At 53.6% G+C, this 22,167-nt stretch carries 19 protein-coding genes; 5 read left to right on the top strand and 14 right to left on the bottom strand.

Annotated features, from left to right (window positions below; genetic code table 11):
* Positions 1–3: 3 nt before the first annotated feature.
* Both AB3175_RS08805 and AB3175_RS08810 read right to left on the bottom strand, forming a co-directional pair.
* Positions 4–1,200 carry an acyl-CoA dehydrogenase family protein gene (locus AB3175_RS08805; RefSeq protein ID WP_367360572.1) on the bottom strand — a complete coding sequence of 399 codons (1,197 nt, stop codon included), beginning with the start codon at positions 1,198–1,200 and terminating at the stop codon, positions 4–6.
* 30 nt (positions 1,201–1,230) lie between these two features.
* The gene (locus AB3175_RS08810) at positions 1,231–2,193 is read right to left on the bottom strand and encodes an ACP S-malonyltransferase (RefSeq protein WP_367360573.1); all 963 of its coding nucleotides are present in this window, start codon (positions 2,191–2,193) and stop codon (positions 1,231–1,233) included.
* Between the two features lie 247 nt (positions 2,194–2,440).
* On the opposite strand from AB3175_RS08810, the gene AB3175_RS08815 reads away from it, so the two are divergent.
* A complete protein-coding gene (locus tag AB3175_RS08815; RefSeq protein ID WP_367360574.1) occupies positions 2,441–3,958 on the top strand; it encodes a nitrogen regulation protein NR(II) in 1,518 nt (505 codons plus the stop codon).
* 73 nt (positions 3,959–4,031) lie between these two features.
* Positions 4,032–5,537: a sigma-54-dependent transcriptional regulator gene (locus tag AB3175_RS08820; RefSeq protein WP_367360575.1), complete on the top strand. Its 1,506-nt coding sequence runs from the start codon at positions 4,032–4,034 to the stop codon at positions 5,535–5,537.
* A gap of 438 nt (positions 5,538–5,975) precedes the next feature.
* Here AB3175_RS08820 and AB3175_RS08825 read toward each other — a convergent pair whose 3' ends face one another.
* On the bottom strand, positions 5,976–6,662 hold the full coding sequence (locus AB3175_RS08825) for a PEP-CTERM sorting domain-containing protein (protein ID WP_367360576.1): 687 nt from the start codon (positions 6,660–6,662) through the stop codon (positions 5,976–5,978).
* A gap of 531 nt (positions 6,663–7,193) precedes the next feature.
* On the opposite strand from AB3175_RS08825, the gene AB3175_RS08830 reads away from it, so the two are divergent.
* Positions 7,194–7,511, top strand: coding sequence for a hypothetical protein (locus AB3175_RS08830; protein ID WP_367360577.1), 318 nt, complete (start codon positions 7,194–7,196; stop codon positions 7,509–7,511).
* Positions 7,512–7,752: 241 nt separating this feature from the next.
* On the opposite strand, the gene AB3175_RS08835 is transcribed toward AB3175_RS08830, so the two are convergent.
* Complete coding sequence (locus AB3175_RS08835; RefSeq protein ID WP_367360578.1) at positions 7,753–8,046, bottom strand: hypothetical protein; 294 nt, start codon at positions 8,044–8,046, stop codon at positions 7,753–7,755.
* 670 nt (positions 8,047–8,716) lie between these two features.
* Here AB3175_RS08835 and AB3175_RS08840 point away from each other — a divergent pair.
* Positions 8,717–8,995 carry a hypothetical protein gene (locus AB3175_RS08840; RefSeq protein WP_367360579.1) on the top strand — a complete coding sequence of 93 codons (279 nt, stop codon included), beginning with the start codon at positions 8,717–8,719 and terminating at the stop codon, positions 8,993–8,995.
* 35 nt (positions 8,996–9,030) lie between these two features.
* Here the strand turns inward: AB3175_RS08840 and AB3175_RS08845 are convergent, their stop codons facing one another.
* Entirely contained in the window at positions 9,031–9,954 is a 924-nt protein-coding gene (locus AB3175_RS08845; RefSeq protein ID WP_367360580.1) for an SGNH/GDSL hydrolase family protein, read from the bottom strand.
* Positions 9,955–10,239: 285 nt separating this feature from the next.
* On the opposite strand from AB3175_RS08845, the gene buk reads away from it, so the two are divergent.
* Positions 10,240–11,298 carry a butyrate kinase gene (buk, locus tag AB3175_RS08850; RefSeq protein WP_367360581.1) on the top strand — a complete coding sequence of 353 codons (1,059 nt, stop codon included), beginning with the start codon at positions 10,240–10,242 and terminating at the stop codon, positions 11,296–11,298.
* 22 nt (positions 11,299–11,320) lie between these two features.
* On the opposite strand, the gene AB3175_RS08855 is transcribed toward buk, so the two are convergent.
* The 9 genes from AB3175_RS08855 to ilvB (AB3175_RS08895) form a co-directional block, all read right to left on the bottom strand.
* Positions 11,321–12,007, bottom strand: a complete 687-nt coding sequence (locus AB3175_RS08855) for a lysophospholipid acyltransferase family protein (protein ID WP_367360582.1) — start codon at positions 12,005–12,007, stop codon at positions 11,321–11,323.
* Between the two features lie 9 nt (positions 12,008–12,016).
* Positions 12,017–12,670, bottom strand: coding sequence for an endonuclease III domain-containing protein (locus AB3175_RS08860; RefSeq protein WP_367360583.1), 654 nt, complete (start codon positions 12,668–12,670; stop codon positions 12,017–12,019).
* Between the two features lie 31 nt (positions 12,671–12,701).
* Complete coding sequence (locus tag AB3175_RS08865) at positions 12,702–14,192, bottom strand: DegQ family serine endoprotease (protein ID WP_367360584.1); 1,491 nt, start codon at positions 14,190–14,192, stop codon at positions 12,702–12,704.
* Positions 14,193–14,402: 210 nt separating this feature from the next.
* Positions 14,403–16,064, bottom strand: coding sequence for a dihydroxy-acid dehydratase (gene ilvD / locus AB3175_RS08870; RefSeq protein ID WP_367360585.1), 1,662 nt, complete (start codon positions 16,062–16,064; stop codon positions 14,403–14,405).
* A 144-nt stretch (positions 16,065–16,208) separates the two neighbouring features.
* Entirely contained in the window at positions 16,209–17,255 is a 1,047-nt protein-coding gene (gene ilvC, locus AB3175_RS08875; RefSeq protein WP_367360586.1) for a ketol-acid reductoisomerase, read from the bottom strand.
* Positions 17,256–17,411: 156 nt separating this feature from the next.
* Positions 17,412–17,885 (bottom strand): acetolactate synthase small subunit, encoded by a 474-nt coding sequence (ilvN, locus tag AB3175_RS08880; protein ID WP_367360587.1) that lies wholly within the window; start codon positions 17,883–17,885, stop codon positions 17,412–17,414.
* Positions 17,886–17,941: 56 nt separating this feature from the next.
* A complete protein-coding gene (gene ilvB / locus AB3175_RS08885) occupies positions 17,942–19,648 on the bottom strand; it encodes a biosynthetic-type acetolactate synthase large subunit (RefSeq protein WP_367360588.1) in 1,707 nt (568 codons plus the stop codon).
* 59 nt (positions 19,649–19,707) lie between these two features.
* Positions 19,708–20,208 (bottom strand): acetolactate synthase small subunit, encoded by a 501-nt coding sequence (gene ilvN, locus AB3175_RS08890; RefSeq protein WP_367360589.1) that lies wholly within the window; start codon positions 20,206–20,208, stop codon positions 19,708–19,710.
* Between the two features lie 93 nt (positions 20,209–20,301).
* A complete protein-coding gene (ilvB, locus tag AB3175_RS08895) occupies positions 20,302–21,975 on the bottom strand; it encodes a biosynthetic-type acetolactate synthase large subunit (protein ID WP_367360590.1) in 1,674 nt (557 codons plus the stop codon).
* Positions 21,976–22,167 lie beyond the last annotated feature (192 nt).

The raw sequence follows: 22,167 nt of genomic DNA on the forward strand, positions 1-22,167 counted from the left end.
ATCTCATACCAGTTCCCGCCCGATGATCATATCCTGAACCTCGCGGGTGCCCTCATAAATATCAATGATGTGCACATCACGAACGAGTTTGGAAATCTCATACTCATTGGTGAACCCGTAGCCGCCGTGCAGGTGCAGCCCCTCGTTGCAGCAGAAAAGAGCGGTTTCCGCGGCCATGTTTTTCGCGAGGGACGAATAAATCCCTTTATCGGGCGCGTCTTCCATGATTTTGATGGCGGATTTTAACAGAGCCAATTCGGAAAGTTCAACCTTTTTCCACATCGAGACCAGGGTCTGCCTGGCGACCGGGATGTCACAGAGCCTCTGGCCGAAGAGTTTGCGCTCCTTCGCATACGACAGGGTCAGATCAAAGGCCCTTTTTGCCACTCCGACTCCGATGGCTGCAATCATGGGACGGGCGAAATCCAGGACGTCGATCACGTACTTGAAGCCCAGCCGGCGATCTCCGATAATTTGGCCGGGTTCGAGCAGAACATCCTCGAAGGTCACGCCGGCTGTGTTGGACAGGCGCTGCCCAAGTTTGTCTTCCGGTTTGCCGACTATGATCTTTCCGCCTGTGGGCAGCTGAATTTCCCGAACCCCGTCAATGGGGGACGCCGCGTCGAGGGGAAGGGGAGGAACGGGGATGATCGCACAGGCCATCAATTGGCTGGAAGGTTTTCCCACCTTGCAGAAAACGGTGAATTGAGAGGCATAGGTGGCATTGGTGATGAAACACTTCGACCCGTTGAGGACATACCTGCCGTCTTCCCGCTTTGAAATATAGGAGGTCATGGAAAGGTTGTCCGAACCTGCGGCCGGTTCCGTCAGGCAGAAGGCCGAGAGCAGCGGGGCATCGACAAAGGGCTTCAGATAGGCCTGCTGCTGAGCTTCCGATCCGTGCTGGGCAATAACGACGTTCGCCAGGTCATTGCACATGGCGGACGTTGCAAGGCCGGAATCGCCATAGGAAAGTTCCCGGATGATCAAGGCGGCTGATACCACATCGACATGGTACCCCTTGATGGATTCCGGGACGGAGATATTCATGATGCCCATATCCCAGACCTGTTTAAGCAAATCCACTGGGAACACGTGCTTCCGGTCCATCTCAAGGGCGTGGGGAAGAATCTCGTTCTTGACAAATCGCGAGACCGTGTTCACGTACATCTGCTGAGTTTCGTTCAGGCTTAGATCCATAGCTTATCCTTTCTTGAGAAATAAACGGGTTTAAAGGTTCGATGCTTTGTCGGCGTTACGAAAGAGGCGTTGGGCCGCGGAAAGGGCCGTGATGGAAGAGCAGGAGACGCCGATGGTCTTGAAAAAGTCCCTCAGCGGTCTGCCGGGTCCGATTTCATAGACGGTTTTGGTTGTGGAAGACAACGCTCTCATGTTATCGATCCAACGAACGGCGGAACTCAGTTGTAAAACGAGGGCGTTTAAAATAGCATCCGCCTCTGGACGGTGGTAGGTTCCGGTGTAGTTGGAAGTCACTGCTGCCGCCTTTTCGGGCTGCCAGGAAGATGCGGTGGCGATCAGGACCTGCTGGAAAGGTTCGCCGATGGCTTTCATGAACCGGCTGTGAAAAGGGGCGCTGACACGCAGCGCGACGACGCGGAACGACGGATCGGTAAACCGCTCGGATAAACGCTTTTCTGCGGCAGGCAATGCCTCGACGGCCCCGCTGATGACCACCTGGGAAAGGGAGTTTTCATTTGCAACATCGACAGGCAGATCCGACAGCAGGCTGCGTATCTCCTGGACATCGAGATCGTTCAAAATAACGGCGGCCATTCCTCCGACGCCTACGGGAACCGCATTCTGCATCAGGCGTCCTCTTTCGTGCACGATGCGCAGCGTGTCCGGAAAAGAAAAAACGCCGGCAGCGACGAGGGCGGAAAATTCACCAAGGCTGTGCCCGCCGTAAACAGATGGAGAAAAAGGGTAAAGCGCCTGGATCCCGCGAAACATGGCGATTTCGGTGGCCAGGATACAAGGCTGCGTATATTCTGTTAGATTGAGACGTTCATCCTCGGAAAAACACAGGGCTGCAACGTCCCAGCCCAGGGTATCGGAGGCCTCTTCAAAGGTCTGCCGGGCGACGGGGATGCTGTCAAAAAAATCTTTTCCCATTCCAGGCCGCTGGGAACCCTGACCGGGAAACACGGCGGCGATAGAGTTTTCGGAAATCATAGGACTCTCCACAGTTTTGTCGAAATTCAAGTTCCTATAGCATGGGACGTGCCGAAGGGGCTCATTGGGAATAAAATAATAAATGAGTTTTAGAAACAAGTAGTTGCAAAGAGAGAAAAAAAGGGCGGGAGACGCAGAGATCAAAAAAGTGTATAAAGCAATTCGCGGTGCGAAGAGGATTACGCACCGGGGAGGCGCGGACATCTGGAACGAAAAAATCAGGCTCCAGGGGTGGGATGCTTAAAAAATGGAAACGTTTATTCTGGCAACGGTCAGTCTGATCATCGCGACATCGCTGATCATCAACAAGAACAAGGATGAAAAAAAGATCACCTTCGCCTTTTTGTGTGCGAATATTTTTGTCGAGAGAGCCGCTTCATTCATGGTTCTGGTTTCAAACGCGGGTTATTGGAAAACCCTTGAGGAGCCGGCCTTGATCCTGCTGCCGGCAATGAGTTTGAATTTTTCGCGGACCCTCATAAAAAAAGGGAACATCATCAACAGAAATGCCCTGATCATGGCCTTTGCACTTCCCCTGTCGGGGTATCTGCTTCAACTGCTGGGAATCCTGAGGGGGCATGCGTATGTTCTTGTCATGAGCGCCTATGGCGCCGGTGTGGCCCTCTTTATTTATTCATCGCTTCTGCTGTATATCAGGAAGAAGGCCGCCGGCGTGGAGAAGAGAAGGTTGATTTATCTGGCGATAGCCTGTGCCATTGCTGCGGGATTATGCCTGCTGAATCTTGCGGCAGCGCAAACTCTCGAGCTGCCGCCCTTCGCGAATATTCTTCTCGCGGCGCTTCTGTATTTCATCCTACTGATTATCGCCTATCCCCACCTGACCCGCCTTCACGAACTGATGGCAAAGGCGCTGGTGATCACGATATCGACTCTCCTGGCGACGGGATGTTTCTATCTTGTCATTTCCCTCTTCACAAAAACGTCGACGATCCCCCTGACGCACATCCTGGTTGCGTCCTTTGTCATTGTGATTTCCGTAACGCCCCTGAAGGTGATCATGAAGAAGATTTTCAGCTTCTTCTACCCGGGCAGCCAGGATGTCTTTACCTCGCTGTACGCTTTCGACGAACGGCTTGAGAGGGAAAAGTCCATGATGCTCGAGGAGATGGCCCCTGTTTTGGCCCACGAGATCAAAAACCCCCTCGGCTCCATCAAGGGGGCGGCGCAATACCTGGCAACGGAGATCGACAGCGAGGAGAACCGGAGGATCCTCAACGTCATCATCGAGGAAACGGATCGGCTCAACGGCGTGATGTCCCAGTTTTTGACCTACGCGAAGCCCTATAAATATGAGAAAAAGGAGCAGAGGATCGAACCGGTTCTGGATAAAATCATTTCCCTTGTAGAAGCCAGGAAAATTGCCGATAGTGTGACGATCAAAAAGGAAATGCAGGAAGATCTTCCGGCCATCAAGATGGATTCGGAAAAGATCATGCAGGTGATCCTGAATCTCGTTTTCAACGCAATCGAAGCGATGCCGGAAGGCGGAACCCTGACCCTGGGCGCAAAAAGGTTTGAAAGGGAAAACAGCGAAGGGATCGAAATTCTGGTGAGGGATACGGGAAAGGGGATTGCGAAAGAGGAGCTGAAACATATCTTCAAGCCCTTCTACACCAGCAAGGAGCGGGGCGTTGGACTGGGGCTGGCGATCTGCAACCGCATCGTGAGAAATCATGGCGGGGTCATCAAGGTGAAATCCATCCTGGGGAAGGGGAGTTCTTTCAGAATACAGCTGGAAAACTGACCCCGGTCGATCGAGACGGAAAAACGTCAGAAGAGAATAAGGATTGCGGGAATAAGCAGAAAAAAGGCAGAAAATGGAAAAGGTGCTCATCGTGGACGACGAGCTGAACATGCGCGTCGTGCTTCATGCCATGCTGAAGAAAAAGGGATATTCGGTCACCGAAGCCGTGGACGGTGTGGACGCACAGACCCGGCTTGAAAAGGAAAACTTTGATGTCCTGGTCACGGATTTGAAAATGCCGAGGCTCAACGGCCTGGGGCTTTTGGAGGACGTTACCGCGAAATACCCGGAAATGCCGGTCATTATCATTACGGCTCATGGAACCATCGAAACGGCTGTGGATGCCCTGAAAAAAGGGGCTTTTGATTACATTACCAAGCCGTTCGACCAGGGGGAATTGATTAACGTCATCGATAAAGCCCTGCGGACACGGAGAAAAAACTGCGACAAGGTTATCCTGGGAGAGGATGAGATCGACCACTACGGCATTGTCGGGCGCAGTGAAAAAATCCGGGAGATCTACGCGACGATCGAGCAGGTTGCCGCGACCAGGACGACCATCCTGATTACCGGTGAAACCGGGACAGGGAAGGAACTGATCGCCCGTGCCATTCACAGGGGAAGTTCCAGAAGGAACAACGCCTTCATCAAGATAAACTGCGGCGCCATTGCTGAAAGCCTCATCGAATCGGAATTGTTCGGCTATGAGAAGGGGGCCTTTACGGGGGCGGCAGCGGCTAAACCCGGCAAGTTCGAACTGGCGCATGAGGGGACGATCTTTCTCGATGAAATCGGGGAACTTCCCCGGGACATGCAGGTCAAACTCCTCCAGGTCCTGCAGGACCAGACCTTTGAGCGGGTCGGCGGGGTCAAAACCCTTCATGTGGATGTGAGAATCATCGCGGCCACGAACCGGGATCTACAGAAGGAAATCAAGGAAGGGAATTTCCGCGAGGATCTTTATTATCGGCTGAACGTAGTGCCCATCAAGATGCCTCCGCTGCGGGAGAGGAAAGAGGACATCCCGTCCCTGACCCGATATTTTCTGGATCGCTTCAATGCCAAACTGAACAGGAGCATTCGGGAGATAGTCCCCCAGGTCCTGGATTGTTTTCAAAAATACAGCTGGCCAGGCAACATCCGGGAACTGGAAAACCTGGTCGAACGAATCGTCCTGCTGGCCAAGGATGAAAAAATATCCCTGGAGGATGTTCCCGATGAAATCAAAAACTCGCCGGGTGAGGAAATCCTTGATTCCGAAGAGAAAGATAAAGACCAGTTTGAAACATACCTCTTGCGGGAAATGGAGAATTTTACGGAACGCCTTGTCCTGATGGCCCGCAGTGAAAAGAAGGGGGCATTGGAAGACCATCATGATGAGGCCTTCACGGAGGATCAAAAAAAACCCGGCCCCTATCGCAATTTCATCGAAAATCAAAAGGCGGAAGTGGAAAAACGGATGATCGAGAAGATCCTGGGAGAATGCAGCGGAAACATCACCCACGCCGCCAGGCGTCTCGGTTTCAGCCGAAAAGGTCTGCAGCTCAAGATGTTGAAATATAACCTGAGAAAGAAATAGCCCCCCAGAGATCGATTCAGAATGACATTTCCACCTCCACGGAGGACTTGAATCGCCGATGCGCAAAAGAGAAACACCGGCACCTCTGGAGATCATTTCCAATATTATTCTACGTCATCAGGATCTCAAAACGACTCAGGTCTATCTTGGAAAAGTCAGTGAATCAGAGGCCATCAGATGGATGGACATCCTTCACGGCATATAAGAGTTGATTAATTCACATTCGAAATCTGGAGTCTTTGGGCTGTTCTATGAAATGTAAAGACTGCCGCAGCAGGAATCAAAAGACTCCGGATTGACGGATTGCTTCCTGTACTCATTAAAATCAGATTCAGAGTTCATCCGAAGACTACAAGTGGAAGTGTGCTTATCTAAAAAATAAAAGGCAGAGCCGTTATTTGACCCTGCCTTTATACAATAAACCGATTCTGTGTTTCGTTACTGCTTGAACTTTCTTCCAGCTCCTGCCAAGCCAACAAGACCTAGACCAAGAAGCAGCATGGTGGTGGGTTCGGGCACAACATTTTTACCTACCGCCAAGTTATCGGCCTCAAAAGCGAAACTTGTGCTGGTTAACCTAACACCATAGAAATCGGGCATTCCGTAAAAATTAACGTACTTATTCGTGTTAGGATCATCCTGCGCACCATTTCCAATGCTGAACGTACTACCCAAAACGGTATCAAGTACTGTTTCGAGATCTGAATCTAAGAACTCAAGCTTATTGTAGGAATCCATTGACCCCCACCAGAGGCCAAAGTAATTGTAGGACTCACCCTTGAAACTAACTATGGCAGATCTTGTCTCCGTTAAAGCCAGAGGCACTGTCAGGTAATGAGATTGATCGCGTGCTCCAGGAATTCCGGGCACTGCCTCCACTCCATGATTATCCCACCAAGGAGCGGCGGCGCTTTCTACGCTACCATCACGGATAGCAAAATTACCTGTCACATTCCAACCCAGATTTGAACTCCCTCCGTTGAAAGTTTCAACTATGGCACCAGCGTAAGGCGATGTGTAACCATCGTTGCCATAAGCTCCACCTATTACATAGTTAATTGCACTGGCTGGAGCAGCAACTGCCAACAACAGTATAAAACTGAAAAGGATTGAATATTTCTTCATAATTTCCTCCTTACTTCTGTAATTTGAACTAATTTATTAACAGAGCAATAGACATACCGATATTTTAACTTGTTGAAATTGTAAGACATTAAAATTAAGAATGTTCTGAGAGGGTGATTTTTTGTAAAGTAATCCGACACATACTAAAGTGCAAAGGTAACGCTAAATAGACAAAAGGACATTAAATGCAAGACATTAAGTTAATCTCTCGAATATGTAAGATTTTTTAACAAAAATACTGCGAAATAAAATTTATGACTTCATTTCCATCCTCTCAAGATTGTAAATAATTCCGACACACCCCTTACATCTTTCCTTCCGTAATCTTATCCTATTGCTATCCTCTATACCTAAGGATAATTAGATGAAACCAAGAGATAGCGACTTCCATTTTTCCCGTGGTTCCTGTGCATCGGCAGGACAAATCTTCTGTACACGCAGCATGTCAATCGGAAATACAAACGTAGCGGTCGATTGTGTCAGAACCGATTCTTTTCGACTATTGTTGATACGGAATGTTATTTATGGGCAGTGACAAGATACATTGAGCAAAATCCTGTAAAATCGGCGTTGGTGACGCGTCCGGAGGACTATCTTTGGTCGAGTTGCCGAGCCAATATTCGGGGACAAGAAGACGGATTGGTTACAGGTAAAGGGTGGCTTGATGAAAAAGATCGGGAAGCCTACCGGACATTCCTGATTCAAACAGATACGCTGATGGATCAAAAGATCAGGGTGAATACTTCAACTGGGCTTCCTTTGGGAAGCGAAGACTTCCTTTCCTTTCGCGTTGAGCCTCTCCTCCAGGATCAAGAATTGACAACCTCGGGGTCAACAGGCATGAATTAGTACGAGGGTGCCGTCGACGGCAAGGGGATGTCAAAGCAGAAGGCGGTCACCTGTCAGGGATAGATCGAAATGACCGATTACGCGGGAAGCATCGGGGGGCTTTTCTGAGCGGGGCCCCGTCGCTCACGAGCTTCCCATGTCTGCCTGTTTTCCAACAAAGGGAAACGCCCCTTCGAACTTATCGGGATGTTCTTGATTTGAAGAGAAAATTCATGATTGCCTCCGGCAAACTGACGATAAGTCAGAGGCTGCAACTGGCCATTCCGGCCAGGATCCCCATGCCGGTCATCACGGAGACGCCCTGGAAAGAGAAGAATCCGGTCACGGCGTCGATGATGATAAGGAATATCGATGGATGGAAGCCGAACAGGGCGAGGGAACACAGGACCACCGGAACAATCGCCCATTGCGATGGTCCGGTCCATACCCGTTCCAGAAAAATAATGGTCATCAGCATAACCAGGACGAAATAGAAAAGACTGATCAGAATCGACAAGGCCGTATTGATTCCTGAAGAAAAAAGATTGTCCATCATTCTCACCTCGCTTTAAATATAAGTATTGCCCGAGGCTGAGGCAAGATCCCTCAATGAAAGATCGAGAGAAAGGCGTTCGAAATATTTCGATGAGGGTCCTATCGGGAAAAATCGAGGTCAAATCATGTGCGGTCGCTTTGTTCTCTTAACGGATCTGTCTGTTATTTCGGAGTCCTTCGATGTCGAGGAAGTTGTCTGCGACGATCAAAGGGGAAACGATATCTTGAGAGCGGCCACGATAAGTGAGGGAAAGACGGACAGGTAAACTGAGGGACTGCAGCAGGGGTAATATGGGTAATATGGGGACGCTTCCCGTATTTATGTTTGAACCGGTGAGGATCAATGTAGAAATTTTTCATGCCGAGAATCGCCCGTATCATAGCACCCCATTATCCACATCATATAACCCAGCGGGGTAATAACCGAAGTCGATGTCTTTTTGGATGATGAAGACAAAGACAGAACCAGAAGGCGCAGGCGACGTTTTACAGCGCGCCTGACCCACGCACGTTGGGCAGAAAGATTGAGACCCCTTATTTCTGTCTGACAGGCGGGGCACGGAGTCGCAAACTAAAAAATCGGAGGATATGTATGATGAAAAGAGCTGTAGCTGTTGTATTGGTTTTTCTATTTACTGTGTTGGCTACACATGCGATTGCGGCTGAAAAAAATGCTATCAGAGGTATCAGCTAAATCAAAAGCGGTAAAAATCTTAATGGGTGATCCGTACGGTAAGAACAAAAAAGAAGTAGAAAAGCATATTAAATCTGTAAAGTTACTAAAGAATGGAACTGAAGATTGCGGCGGTATCAAAACTCCTGTTTATGAAATTCATGTAGTCGTACCAGTCGCAGACATAAAGAATCAAGATACTCCTCTTGATGGGAAATTATACATTGATGCTAAAAATGGCAACTTGCAATGCGCCGGCTTACCATATCTTGATTAATGTTCAAGATCTTCCGAGAACCAAGACCTCTCATGTCATAGATGTCGCCGCAGGACCGCCAGGAAGCCAAATCCAGTGCAGATGAAGATGATCGCTGAGGGCAACGGGACGACCGTTGCCGCGAAATCTCTGCCCAGGATTTCATGAGTAGCCGTCGTCGGATGGAAATCATCAAAGAAGAGGTATGTCCCCGGGTCGCCACATACTGCTGAGCCATCGAAACAGGCATCTGTTACGTTTGTGAATCCGTGGGCGGAAGGATTGTTCACCACGGACCGCATCAGTGCGGCCGTATCGTAATACAGCACATCGGAGGGAAGCATGGCCTCAAGTCCGGCATTGAAAGCGTTTGTGATCGCGGTACCCAGGGCGGCATATTCCGGCGACACGGAGTTAAAATAGGGTGTAAGGCCGAGATCCGGCATCCCCGGTGCAAGAATCGTTTCTGCGCCCATTTCTTTCAGTTCCCCGATGATCGCCAGCTCATTTGCCAATGCCCGCGAGACGATCGCAGAAATATCATTCCCATCCATAGGCGAGGGGGCCAGGATGTCGTTCGGCCCCCCCCAAACGACGAAAAGCCCTCCGGACATGTAGGGACCGAGCAACCCTTTTGTTGCGCCATACATCGTCGTCATGCCCGGCAGGTTATATGCGCCGAACTCCGTCACGTTACCGCTGTCTGCGTAATTGCCGACCCCTGTCGTCGCACCGATCCATGCGAAATCGATCAAAGGCGCCCCCAGGAATGAGGCAAGGTATTCCACCGCAACCGGACCGTCTGACCGGCGACCGTCGTAATATGGGAATCCGGGCTGACCGGTCGCATTGAAAAAATTGCCGTTGTCGGACAGGCTATCCCCGTAAACAACCACGGAGCTGTAAGTTTTGGCGTATGCGCCAGTTGTGATCAGGCAAAATATGGCGATTATAACGACAAGGAAACGTTTTGCGTTCATGGTGTATCCTCCCTTCAAACAAAAGCATTATTTGCGGTTCTTGCCGTCACGGGGGCCACGTACAAGACAGACATACCTCTTTTCACCTGCAGGAAAACCTCACCACATCGTTTCCAATTGTCTAATATTCAATATTTTAATCCGTGTTTAGTTGATGATCTCATCGGGGAAACATTTTTGTGAAAGAATTCTATACTGAAATGTTGCTTAAACTAAGAATAGGAAAAATTTATTTTGATTGCAAGGTGTTTATCCTGATAAAGCAAGCAGGAGGGAGGTTTTTATATGTTCAGAACATTGCTGATCAATCCGGGATCCACCAGCAGCGAGATTTCCATTTTTGAAGATGAGCGTGAGGTTAAAAGCGCCAGGATGATCCATCCCATAGCAGAATTGAGGAAGTATTCATCGATCCTGGATCAGTATCCCTACCGTTGCGCTGCCATCAAGGAACAGCTTCGGCAATGGAATATCCGGAAAGGGGATTTGGCGGCCGTTGTCGGCAGAAGCTTCATAAGCCGCAGGGAAAGCGGCGCCTACGTGGTTAATCAAAAAATGATCGATGATGTTAAATCCATCCTGTCGCGGGTGGAACATGCGGCGGGAATGGGCTGCATGCTTGCCAGGGAAATCGCCGATGAACAAGGCATCCCGGCCTTTGTCGCTCATTGTGCCTCTCAATCTCTCGGTCCTATGGCAAAGGTATCCGGCATTCCCGGAATTCAAAGGCGCGCCGTCTACCATGTGGTGAATATCGAAGGGATTGCAGGACTCGCAGCCCGGGAACTGGATCGGGCAATGGACGACCTGAATCTCATCATCGCTCACCTGGAAGGCGGGATGTCCATTGCGGCCATCGCCGGCGGCAGGCTCGTCGATGTAAGCAACGCCTTCGAGGAGGGACCCTTCACCACGGAACGGAGTGGTGCCCTGCCCGTCGTGTCGCTGGTGGAACTGTGCTTTTCCGGTCAATACACCCGCGAACAGATCCTGAAAATGATCCGGGGCGAAGGGGGGATGGTCGCCTATCTCGGCACCAACAAAATCAGTGACATTGAAAAGCAGGTCCAGGCGGGGAATAAAGAAGCCGGGTTTTACCTGGAGGCCATGTGCTATCAGGTCTCGAAAGAGATCGCCGCCATGGCGTCTGTTCTGAAAGGCAAGGTGGATGCGGTCATCTTGACGGGCAAGATCCTGGAATCCGCCCACGCGGTCAACTGGATCGAAGAGAGGTGCGGCTTTATCGCACCGGTGAAACGGTATCCGGAGCAGGAGGCCCTGGCCTTCGCCCAGGCTGCCTTGACGGTATTGAGGGGTGAGGAGAAAGCTCGGATTTACGAGTGAGAATCCCCTCTGAATCCCAGGATCATTCGAAGAGAGTATACCAGCCCAGGCGGGCGTCCTGCTCCTGCTGGAGGGAAAGCATCCGATTCTGGACGTCCAGGCGCATCCGTTCAAAGTTTTCCGGATCGAGATCCGGGGGGATGAAGATGGGAGCGCCCCAGGAAATATGGATGGTGCTGAAGGGCTTGGGGATCAGGCAGCGGTCCCAGCTGTTTAGAATCCACGCCCGACTGGCGGAGGCGGAGATCGGGAAAATGGGCGCTCCGGATCGCTGGCCCAGGGTGATGAGGCCCGGCTTGATGATTCCCCGTGGTCCGCGGGGACCGTCCACAACATGAACCACCGCGGGATGCTCTTGAAGTTCCTGGATCAGGGACGATAGCGCCCCTTTCCCGCCCCTGGAACTCGAGCCTCGAACGGGGTGGAAATTCATGCAGGAAAAAAGCTGAGCAACCAGTTCGCCATCACGGCTCCGGCTGATCATGACCGAGGGCGAATAGTGCGCGAAGCGCGGCGAATAAGGAAGGATCGCTAAAATCCGTTGATGCCAGATGGAGACGATCAACGGCTCATGACGGGAGAGCCGCTGAAGGAGGGAAGCGTCATTCGTGACAGAAAGCCGGCAAAACAGGAAATAAAAGCGGACCAGGTAATAAAGCCAGCGGATCAGTCCGGAATGAATCGCAAAAAGGGAGATCTTCTTAAACACGGAAACCTCCTAGCCATAATATCCGATGGAATTCAAAGGGCATTCTTCGCAGCGGGGCACCGTCCGGCAATACCTTTTCCCCGTGTTCACAATCAGGGCATGATACTGGTTGTAAAGCGGGACATCTTTTGGAAGGGACTTCATAACAAACGTTTGCAGCGCGTCATAGTGCATGTCCGAGGCAATCACGCCATGTCGCTGAAAAATCCTCCTGGTATAGGTGTCGATCACAAAAATGGGTTGATTGGCGGCATAAAGCAGGATGCTGTCCGCCGTTTCCTTTCCGATGCCGTTGATGGAGAGCAATTGATCGCGGAGTAGCCATAAATCTTCGGAAAACATTTTTTCCAGATCCCAACCGTAATGAGAACACAGAAAAGAGAGAAAGTTCTTGAGGCGGAACGTTTTAATACGAAAGTAGCCTGCGGGACGAATAAGCTCCTCTAAAATCCGGGAGTCCGTTTCATACAGCCATTGAGGGTCCAGCAAGCCGGCCGCCTTAAGATTGTCCAGGGCGCGTTCCACGTTCTGCCAGGCGGTGTTTTGAGTGAGGATTGCGCCTACCATCACTTCGAACGGCGTCTCGCCGGGCCACCAGTGGAGGTCTCCAAAGTGGCTGTTGAGCTTGTCGTAAATGACGGACAGTACGGACGCTTCGGGCATGGGTTTTTTTTCAGGGAAAAGCGGATAAGGCTTATGGCCGAAGGGCGACAAAAAAGGTGGATTGCCCCCGTTTGACCAGGAGCAGGAGATTCTTTTTGGCCTCCTTGCGGGAGATCTCCCTTTGGTAGTCTTTTTTGGAAGCAATTTTTGCGCGATTGACCTGAAGAATCACATCCTGAGGCTGAAGCCCCGCGTCATCGGCCGGGCTTCCCTCGCGAACATCCGTGATGACCACCCCGGTGCGGCTGGACAATCCCAGGTATTGAGCGATCTCCGGGGTAATGTCATGAACCGCCATGCCGTAACTGTCCCGGGATAAATCGCCTCTGGCCGCCAGTTCCGTCTGGTCCGTACGCTCCGCAACCAGGACGTTCGCCTTCATCAGCCGATTTTCCCGCAAAAATCTGACATCGACACGATCCCCAACTTGAAATCCGGCAACCATCATCAGGAGATCATGTGAGTTATTGACTTTTTTCCCATTGATTTCAACGATGATATCCCCCGGCTTGATCCCTGCGTTGCTTGCCGGATCCCCCCTGAAAACCTCTGCCACCAGGGCGCCCTGCTGAGCTTTCTGATTCATCGTCTTTGCGATGTCTTCCGTAACATCCTGGACGGAGATGCCCAGCCAGCCGCGAGAGACCTTCCCCTTGGTCTTGAGGTCGGAGAGGATGATTTTGGCCATATTGACAGGAATTGCAAACCCGATTCCCTGTCCCTGGGCGACAATGGCCGTATTAATTCCAATGACCTTCCCCTCCATGTTGAACAGGGGGCCGCCGCTGTTCCCCGGATTGATCGATGCGTCCGTCTGGATGAAATCATCATAGGGGCCCGCCCCGATGACCCTTCCCTTGGCGCTCACGATCCCCGCCGTGACGGTCTGCTCCAGCCCGAAGGGATTGCCGATCGCCAGGACCCATTCTCCCACGCGAAGTTTATCGGAATCGCCTATTTCAACGACATTCAAACTCCCCGTAGGCTTGATCTTGATCAGGGCGATGTCCGTTTTGGCATCCTTGCCGATGATCTTTGCCTCATATTCGTTTCCATTGGACAGCTTCACCAGGATTTTATCGGCCTTTTCCACCACATGATTGTTTGTGAAAATGTATCCGTCAGCACTGATAATGAACCCGGAACCCAGGCTCCTCTTCTTGAACTCACGTTTGGGAACATCTCCGAAAAACCGTTCAAAAAATTCGTCCCCCCAGAAATAACGCTCGAAAGGTGATCCGTTATTGCCGAAGGGTGAGGAAAAGGGGTTCGACCCGGGCCGGACCGTCTGGGTTGTCCGGATATTGACCACCGCCGGTTTTAATCGATCGACAAGATCTGCAAAGGAGCCGGGCATTCCGGCGCTGTCCGTCGAAGGGACCGCCGATGCGACCTGAACATCAGGGGCCACGGGGGCAAAGGAGGAGCGCAGAACCTCCACCACGGAGATAACAAAAAATGCCACGAGAAAAGCTAACAGAAACATGATGAACGTATTTCTGTTCTTACTTTCCTTTTTCATTAAAACCTCCCGGTTTTAAAAATGATTTTGATTTTTCCGGCTTCTCTAACACAAATAACTTCGAGTTTCTATGAATTTATTTTCCGGGCCTGCGAAGCAGAAGCTGCATCCGCTGAACCTTTAAAAAGTTAAATCCCGCCCTTGCCTGTGGGCAAAGGGAGGGATTTTGCAGGAACAAGGGCCTGAATACCCCCTGTCAGCCCGACTGCCCTAATCCTTGAAGATAGCCCCCGTGCTGGCCGAGGTGACAAGCCGGGCATAGCGGGCCAGGTAGCCGCCCAGGGCCGGCTGCGGTTTCGGCTGCCATTCCCGCCTTCTCCGCTCCAGCTCTTCATCGCCGACGTTAAGGGTCAGGGTCTTCTCCGGGATGTTGATGGCGATGCGGTCTCCTTCCCTGATCAGGGCAATGGGACCGCCTTCTGCCGCTTCCGGGGAAATGTGCCCGATGGCGGCCCCGCGGGTGCCGCCGCTGAAACGGCCGTCCGTCAACAGGGCAACGGAGCTGTCCAGGCCCATGCCGGCGATGGCCGAAGTGGGACTCAGCATTTCCCGCATTCCCGGCCCGCCCTTCGGCCCCTCGTAGCGGATGACCACAACATCTCCCGCCACGATCCTGCCGCCCAGGATCGCGGCAATCGCTTCATCCTCTGAATCAAAGACCCGGGCGGTGCCTTCATTGGCCATCATTTCCGGAAGCACCCCGGACTGCTTGACCACGGCGCCGTCGGGGGCAAGGTTCCCCCTGAGAATGGCGATGCCGCCCTCGGGGCGATAGGCGCGGTTCAGCGGGCGGATCACTTCTTCATTGAGGACCCGGGCCTTTGCCAGGTTTTCCCCGACCGTCTTTCCCGTGACCGTCAGGGCCGCTTCATCGATCACGCCCCGTTCGCTGATGACCTTCATGACGGCCTGGATGCCTCCCGCGGCGTCCAGCTCCTCGATATGATGGGGGCCGGCCGGGCTGAGATGGCACAGGTTGGGCGTTTGAGCGCTGACGCTGTTGAAGAGGTCGAGGTCCAGGGTGATACCGGCTTCATGGGCGATGGCCGGGATGTGCAGAACCGTATTGGTGGAGCATCCCAGGGCCATGTCCACGGCGAGGGCGTTTTTGAAGGCGCTCAGCGTGGCGATGTCGCGGGGGCGGATGTCCCTGGCGACCAGTTCCATGATCTTCATCCCGGCCTCTTTGGCCAGACGCCGCCGCGCCGCTAAAACCGCCGGAATCGTGCCGTTTCCCGGAAGACCCAGACCAAGGGCCTCTGTGACGCAGTTCATGGAGTTGGCGGTGAACATGCCGGAGCAGGAGCCGCAGCCCGGGCAGGCGCAGTCTTCCAGGGCATTCAGTTCCTCTTCCGACATCTTGCCCGCCTTGACCGCGCCGACTCCCTCGAAGACGCTGATGAGGTCCACGGACTTCCCGTCCAGACGCCCGGCCATCATGGGGCCGCCGCTTATGAAGATCGACGGGATGTTGAGACGCAGGGCGGCCATCAGCATTCCGGGAATGATCTTGTCGCAGTTGGGTACAAGGACGAGGCCGTCAAAGGGATGGGCCATGACCATAGCCTCCGTGGAATCGGCGATGAGCTCCCGGCTGGCCAGGGAATATTTCATCCCCAGGTGGCCCATGGCGATGCCGTCGCAGATTCCGATGGCGGGAAATTCCACCGGGGTTCCGCCGGCCATGCGAATCCCCGCTTTGACATCCTCTACGATCCGATCCAGATGGATGTGGCCGGGAATGATTTCATTTGCGGCGTTGACAACGCCGATGACGGGACGCTCAAGCTCTTCATCGGTATATCCCATGGCCTTAAACAGAGAACGGTGCGGCGCCCGTTCAAGACCTTTCTTCATGATATCGCTGCGCATGGACTTCTCCTTCCGGGAACTGTTTCCCTGTAAAAAAAGGGGATTAACCCGCTGATCGAAACCGGTTAATCCCCTGCAAAAACGTTAAGACGCGACATGTACTTCCCGTTTCTTATTTGACGCCATGATTCAGAATGGGAACTGCTATTTCTTCCGCCGCTCGGGGCGCAGATTGCGCACGGCGGCCCCGGCCTTCCACATTTCGCTGTTATGGATAACTTCCAGTTCCTTCCGCAGCTTTTCCCGATAATCCGGGGCCTGGCTGGCCTCAAGCACGATCTGGGTCTCACGGCCGCTCTTCACGCTTTCGTAGAGGGAATCGAAGACGGGCGCGACGGCGTCACGGAAACGGTCCTTCCAGTCCAGGGCTCCTCGCTGGGCGGTGATGCTACAGTTGGCGTACATCCAGTCCATGCCGTTTTCCGCTACGAGACGGATGAGGCTCTGCGTCAGTTCTTCCACGGTTTCGTTGAAGGCTTCGCTGGGGCTGTGGCCGTTTTTGCGCAGGACGTTGTACTGGGCCTCCATGACGCCGGCCAGGCAACCCATGAGCACGCCCCGCTCGCCGGTTAGATCGCTGAAGACTTCCTGCTCAAAGGTGGTGGGAAAGAGATAGCCTGAGCCGATGGCGATCCCCACCGCCAGGGTCCGTTCCCGGGCTTTGCCCGTGGCGTCCTGAAAAACGGCATAACTGGAATTGATGCCGCTGCCGTCGAGGAAATTCGACCTCACGGTCGTGCCGGAGCCTTTAGGGGCCACCAGGATGACGTCGATGTCCGCCGGGGGAATCACCCCGGTCTGCTCTTTATAAACAATGGAGAACCCGTGGGAAAAGTAAAGGGCATTGCCCGGCTGCAGGCAGTTTTTCATCACCGGCCACATTTCCTTCTGGCCTGCGTCGGAGAGAAGGTACTGGATGATGGTGCCCCGTTTGGCTGCCTCTTCCGGGGAAAAGAGCGTTTCTCCGGGGACGAATCCGTCGGCAACCGCCTGATCCCAGGCATAGGGCCCTTCGCCGACAAGGACGTTGACCCCGTTGTCGCGCATGTTCAGAGATTGGCCCCGTCCCTGAATGCCGTAGCCGACAACGGCGACAACCTCATTTTTCAGCACCTGCCGCGCCTTTTCCAACGTGAACTCTTCAGATGTGATAACCTCCTCCACGATACCGCCGAAATCAATTTTTGCCATACGTTGCCTCCTTATATCCTGAACCCGGTATTTTTATCATGTTCTTCAGAACGTTTCATAAGACATAGGGGCAATGGCCCATTGCCCCTATGTGAAGAAACGATCTTTATTTCTTCTGCTGAAGCGGGAATGCGGTTCCCCCTTGAGCGTCCAATCCTAAAGTGTGATGCTGCCTGTCCTGGCAAAATCATCAATGCCCAGCTGCTCCAGGGCGGCGAAGGCGTTGTCCATGTCTTCCTTGTTGCCCGCCAATTCAAGGACGCCATATCCAGCGCCGGTTTCTATCACTTCTCCCCTGTATCTGTCAACGATTTCCATGATTTTGTCCTGGTTTTCCCCGGTCATCGGCATGCGGATCAGCATCATCTCGCGAAGGGGAAGACCCAGGCTGGTCAGATCCGTAACCTGGTGGATATCGACGAGGCGGTTGAGCTGCTTTTCTATTTTTATAATCGTGTCCTGGTCCCCGTGCGTCGTAATGAGAATCTTCGTGATCCGGGGATCTCTCGTGATATTGGCGGTGATGCTGTCGATGTTGAAGCCGCGGCCGCTGAAGGTTCCGGCGATGCGGGCCAGCACATCGGGCTTGTTGCTGGCCAGGATTGAAATGACGCTTTCCTTGATGTCCATTTTACGGCAAACCTTTCTTTGGATGAAGTGTATGGGCGGAAAAAACCCGTCTTGGATCAGTCGGCCTCCTGCCTCAGGTTTCCAAGCTTCATGTCCGTCAGCGCGGCGCCCGGGCTGACCATGGGATAAACCTGCTCCTCCGGCTCCACTTGAAAATCCATCATGACGACCCCGGGGGTTTCCAGTCCCTTTCGCAGGACATCCTCCACTTCCTCGGGCTTCGTGGCTCTCAGTCCGACGGCTCCGAAGGCTTCAGCCAGCTTCACAAAATCGAGCGTCTGTTTCATATGGGTCTGAGAGTAGCGTTTTCCGTAGAACATTTCCTGCCACTGCCGGACCATGCCCAGAAAGCTGTTGTTCAGGATGACGACCTTGACAGGCAGATTGTAGTGGACGGCGGTGGCCAGTTCCTGGATGTTCATCTGAATGCTGCCGTCCCCGGCAATGTCGACGACCGTGCGGTCCGGAAAGGCCACCTGGGCACCGATGGCCGCGGGAAGACCGAAGCCCATCGTACCCAGCCCACCCGATGAGATGAAGGTGTCCGGGTAATCGAAGTGGTAGAACTGGGCCGCCCACATCTGATTCTGCCCGACTTCCGTCGTGATGATGGCCTGCCCCTTTGTCAGTTCGTAGAGCTTTTCGATGACACACTGGGGCTTGATCTTATCGCTGCGGCAGTAACCCAGTGGAACCGCCCTCTTCCATTTTGTGATCTGATCCAGCCAGTCCCGGGTCTGATCCTCGGAAAGAAGGACCCGGCCCCCGGCCATCGTGTTGAGGCGCTGCAGGGCTTCCCGGCAGTCGCTGATGATGGAGACATGGGCCTTGACGATTTTGTTGATCGAAACGGGGTCGATATCGATGTGAATAATCCGGGCGTTCGGTGCGAATTCCGCGACCTTGGAGGTGACGCGGTCGTCAAAGCGCACTCCGACGGCGATCAGCAGGTCGCTGTGGCTGACGGCCATATTGGCGTAATACGTCCCGTGCATGCCCAGCATCCCGAGCCAGCGTGGATCCGTTCCCGGAAAGGCTCCCAGCCCCATGAGCGAGGCGGTGACCGGTGCGTTGACCGCATCGACGAAGGTCCGCAGTTCTGAGACGGCCTTTCCCCGGAGGATTCCGCCGCCGACGAAGATGACGGGCCTGCGGGAGGCCTTGATGAGGCTGATAGCCTCTGCACAGGCCCCATCGATGGATTCCCTGGACGGTTCTGCGGGCAGGTTGACGGCCATGGAAATCTTCTCTTCTTCCAGAGTCGCCTGGAGGATATCTTTAGGAATGTCCACCAGCACGGGACCGGGGCGCCCGCTCCGGGCGATGTGGAAGGCCTCGCGGATGTTGCGACCCAGATCTTCAACCGTTCGAACGAGGAAATTGTGCTTGGTGCAGGGACGGGTAATGCCGGTAATGTCCACTTCCTGAAACGCGTCCTTGCCGATCATATGGGTCGGAACCTGCCCGGTCAGAATGACCACCGGGATGGAATCCGCGTAGGCGTTGGCGATCCCCGTCACGGTGTTGGTGGCGCCGGGGCCTGAAGTAACCAGGCAGACACCGGTTTTCCCCGTTGCGCGGGCGTAACCGTCCGCTGCGTGGACCGCGCCCTGTTCATGGCGGACCAGGTAATGTTGAATTCCTTCCTGTCGGTACATTTCATCGTAGAGATCGATAACGGACCCTCCGGGATAGCCGAAGATGGTGTCCACGCCTTCTGCATGCAGGGCTTTAAATAGGATTTGCGATCCGGTGAGCTTCACAAAAATACCCCCTTATCATTATGTATAAATTCTTCGTCCTCAAGGGATCCGGGAGGGATTCATTCCGGATCATTCTTGGGATTGAGCGGGATGGCGATGCATCCCGTCCGATTCATCATTTCGACATCAAACGTCTGAAAGTACTGGAAGACCGCATCATTTTCAGAGCGACTTCCAGAGGTTTCGATAATATAGTAATCCGGCCGCATGGCCACGATCCTGCATCCCAGGGTGTTTAACGCCTGAAGAGCCTCCGCGTGGCGTCCGGGGGTAATCTTCAGACCCAGGAGCATCATTTCCCTCTTGAGAAATCGTTCGCCTGTATAATCCAGAACATCTACAATATCAACCAGTTTATCAAGCTGCTTCTTGATCTTTTCCGTAAAATCCGCATCGGCGTTGCTCGTCAAGGTGATCCGTGAAATTTCCGGGTTCGCCGTGGGAGCGACGCAGAGGGTCTTGATGTTGTATCCCCGGCCGCTGAACACTCCTGCAACGCGCGACAGCACCCCGGGCTCGTTCTTGACCAGAATCGTAATGGTATGTTCTTCCATGCTCATGGCCTGTTCTTTTCCTCCCTAAAATAGCCCCGCCGTATCTCTTGTTCCTTCAAAAGCCGGCGGATCGGGGAACTGGGTCCCCTTCATCCGTTCTCAGTCGCCGACTCCGTGAATCATTGCCGTGTTCGCCTGCCCAGGGGGGATGATCGGGAAGACGTAATCGTTCTCATCCACAACCACCTCCAGCAGGTGGGGGCCTTCCGCCCGGGCCAGGGCGGCCAGGGCCGCTTCGGGGTTCTCATCCACGGAGATTCTCTCCGCCGGGACGCCGAAGCCCTTCGCCACCGCCACCAGATCCACGTGATTGCCCAGTTCGATGGTGTTGAAGCGGCCTTCGTAGAAAAGATCCTGAATCTGGCGGATCATCCCCAAGTGGCGATTGTTGAGGACGACGATTTTAACCGGGATCTTGTAATAGCTCAGGGTGGCCAGTTCCTGGATGTTCATGTAGAATCCCCCGTCTCCGCAGATGGCCACAACGGATTTGTCCGGCATGCCGATCTTGGCGCCGATTGCCGCCGGGACGCTGAACCCCATGGTTCCCATGCCGCCGCTGGTGATAAGGCCGCGCGGCGTGCGGGCCTTCCAGGTGCGGAGAGTCCATATCTGGTTCAAGCCCACGTCGGAGACGGCGATGGTTTCTTTGGGCATGGCCTCCTGGATCATACTGATCAGATGACCCGCCTTTCCGCAACCCTTGAAGGGAAGGCAGAAATCCTTGGCTTCCCGCTCCTGCTGGATGCGCTGCAGCCAGGCGGACCTGTCTCTCGACTCCACAAGATTCAGAAGGGCCGAAATGGTTTCCTGGATATCGCCCACATAAGGCAGAGCCACCTTGACATTCTTTCCGATTGAGGTGGGATCGATGTCAATCTGGGCGATGGTGGCCAGCGGCGCGAATTCATCGATGAGAGACGTGCTGCGATCGGAGAAACGCATGCCGACGGCCAGGATAAAATCGGACTGGTGCACCGTGCTGTTTGCCAGCTCATTGCCGTGGGTGCCGATGAAGCCAAGATCGTAGCCGTTACCGGAGGCGATCGAACCCACGCCCATCATGGTGGTGGTGAAGGGGATCCCTCCCTTTTCGATCAAGGCGCGCATCAGGTCGCAGGCATTGCTCAGCTTCACACCGCCCCCCATGATGATCACGGGGCGTTCGCTCATATTCAGCGCCCGGGCTATTTTCCCCAGCTGGTCCAGATTAGACGGGACTTTTTCTGCGGCGGACGACGGAGTCTCCTCCGGGGGATCCGCCTTTTCACACCGGGAAGCGAGGATGTCCCTGGGCATATCGACCAGCAGCGGTCCCGGCCGGCCGGACCTCGCCAGCTGAAAGGCCCGGCGCAGAACCGAAGCCAGGTTGTTCACGTTATTCACCTGATAGCTGTGCTTGGTGATCGGCAGCGTAATTCCTACAATGTCCGTTTCCTGAAAAGAATCCCGACCCATCAGGCTGGTATTGACCTGACAGGTCAGAGCGACCACGGGTGAAGAGTCCATGAAGGCGGTCGCGATGCCGGTCACCAGATTGGTGGCGCCAGGTCCTGACGTGGAGAGGCACACTCCCACTTTCCCGGTGGCACGGGCATACCCATCCGCGGCGTGGGCGGCTGCCTGTTCATGCCGTGTCAGGTAATGACGGATGGGGCTGTCCTTCAGCCGGTCGTGAAGCGGCAGCGAGCTTGCCCCGGGATAGCCGAAGATGGCTTCCACCCCTTCCTCCTGGAGGATTTGTAAAACGATATCTGCACCGATGGTGTCCATGATCTTTCGATACTCCTTTCATTCCTGACAGCTTTTCCGGCAGAGGGCCAAAACGGGTCAGTCCCCTCCGGATCTTCGTATTTCAAGGAAGCGGATCGTGTTGCGTTCCATGTTTTCTTCAAAGGCATCGCCGTGGTTCAAAAACAAAAGAGCCGCATTTGTATGCAATGCGGCTCTTTTCCAAAAAAAGAA

Source organism: Syntrophus sp. (in: bacteria), assembly GCF_040768185.1.
GTDB lineage: Bacteria > Desulfobacterota > Syntrophia > Syntrophales > Syntrophaceae > Syntrophus > Syntrophus buswellii.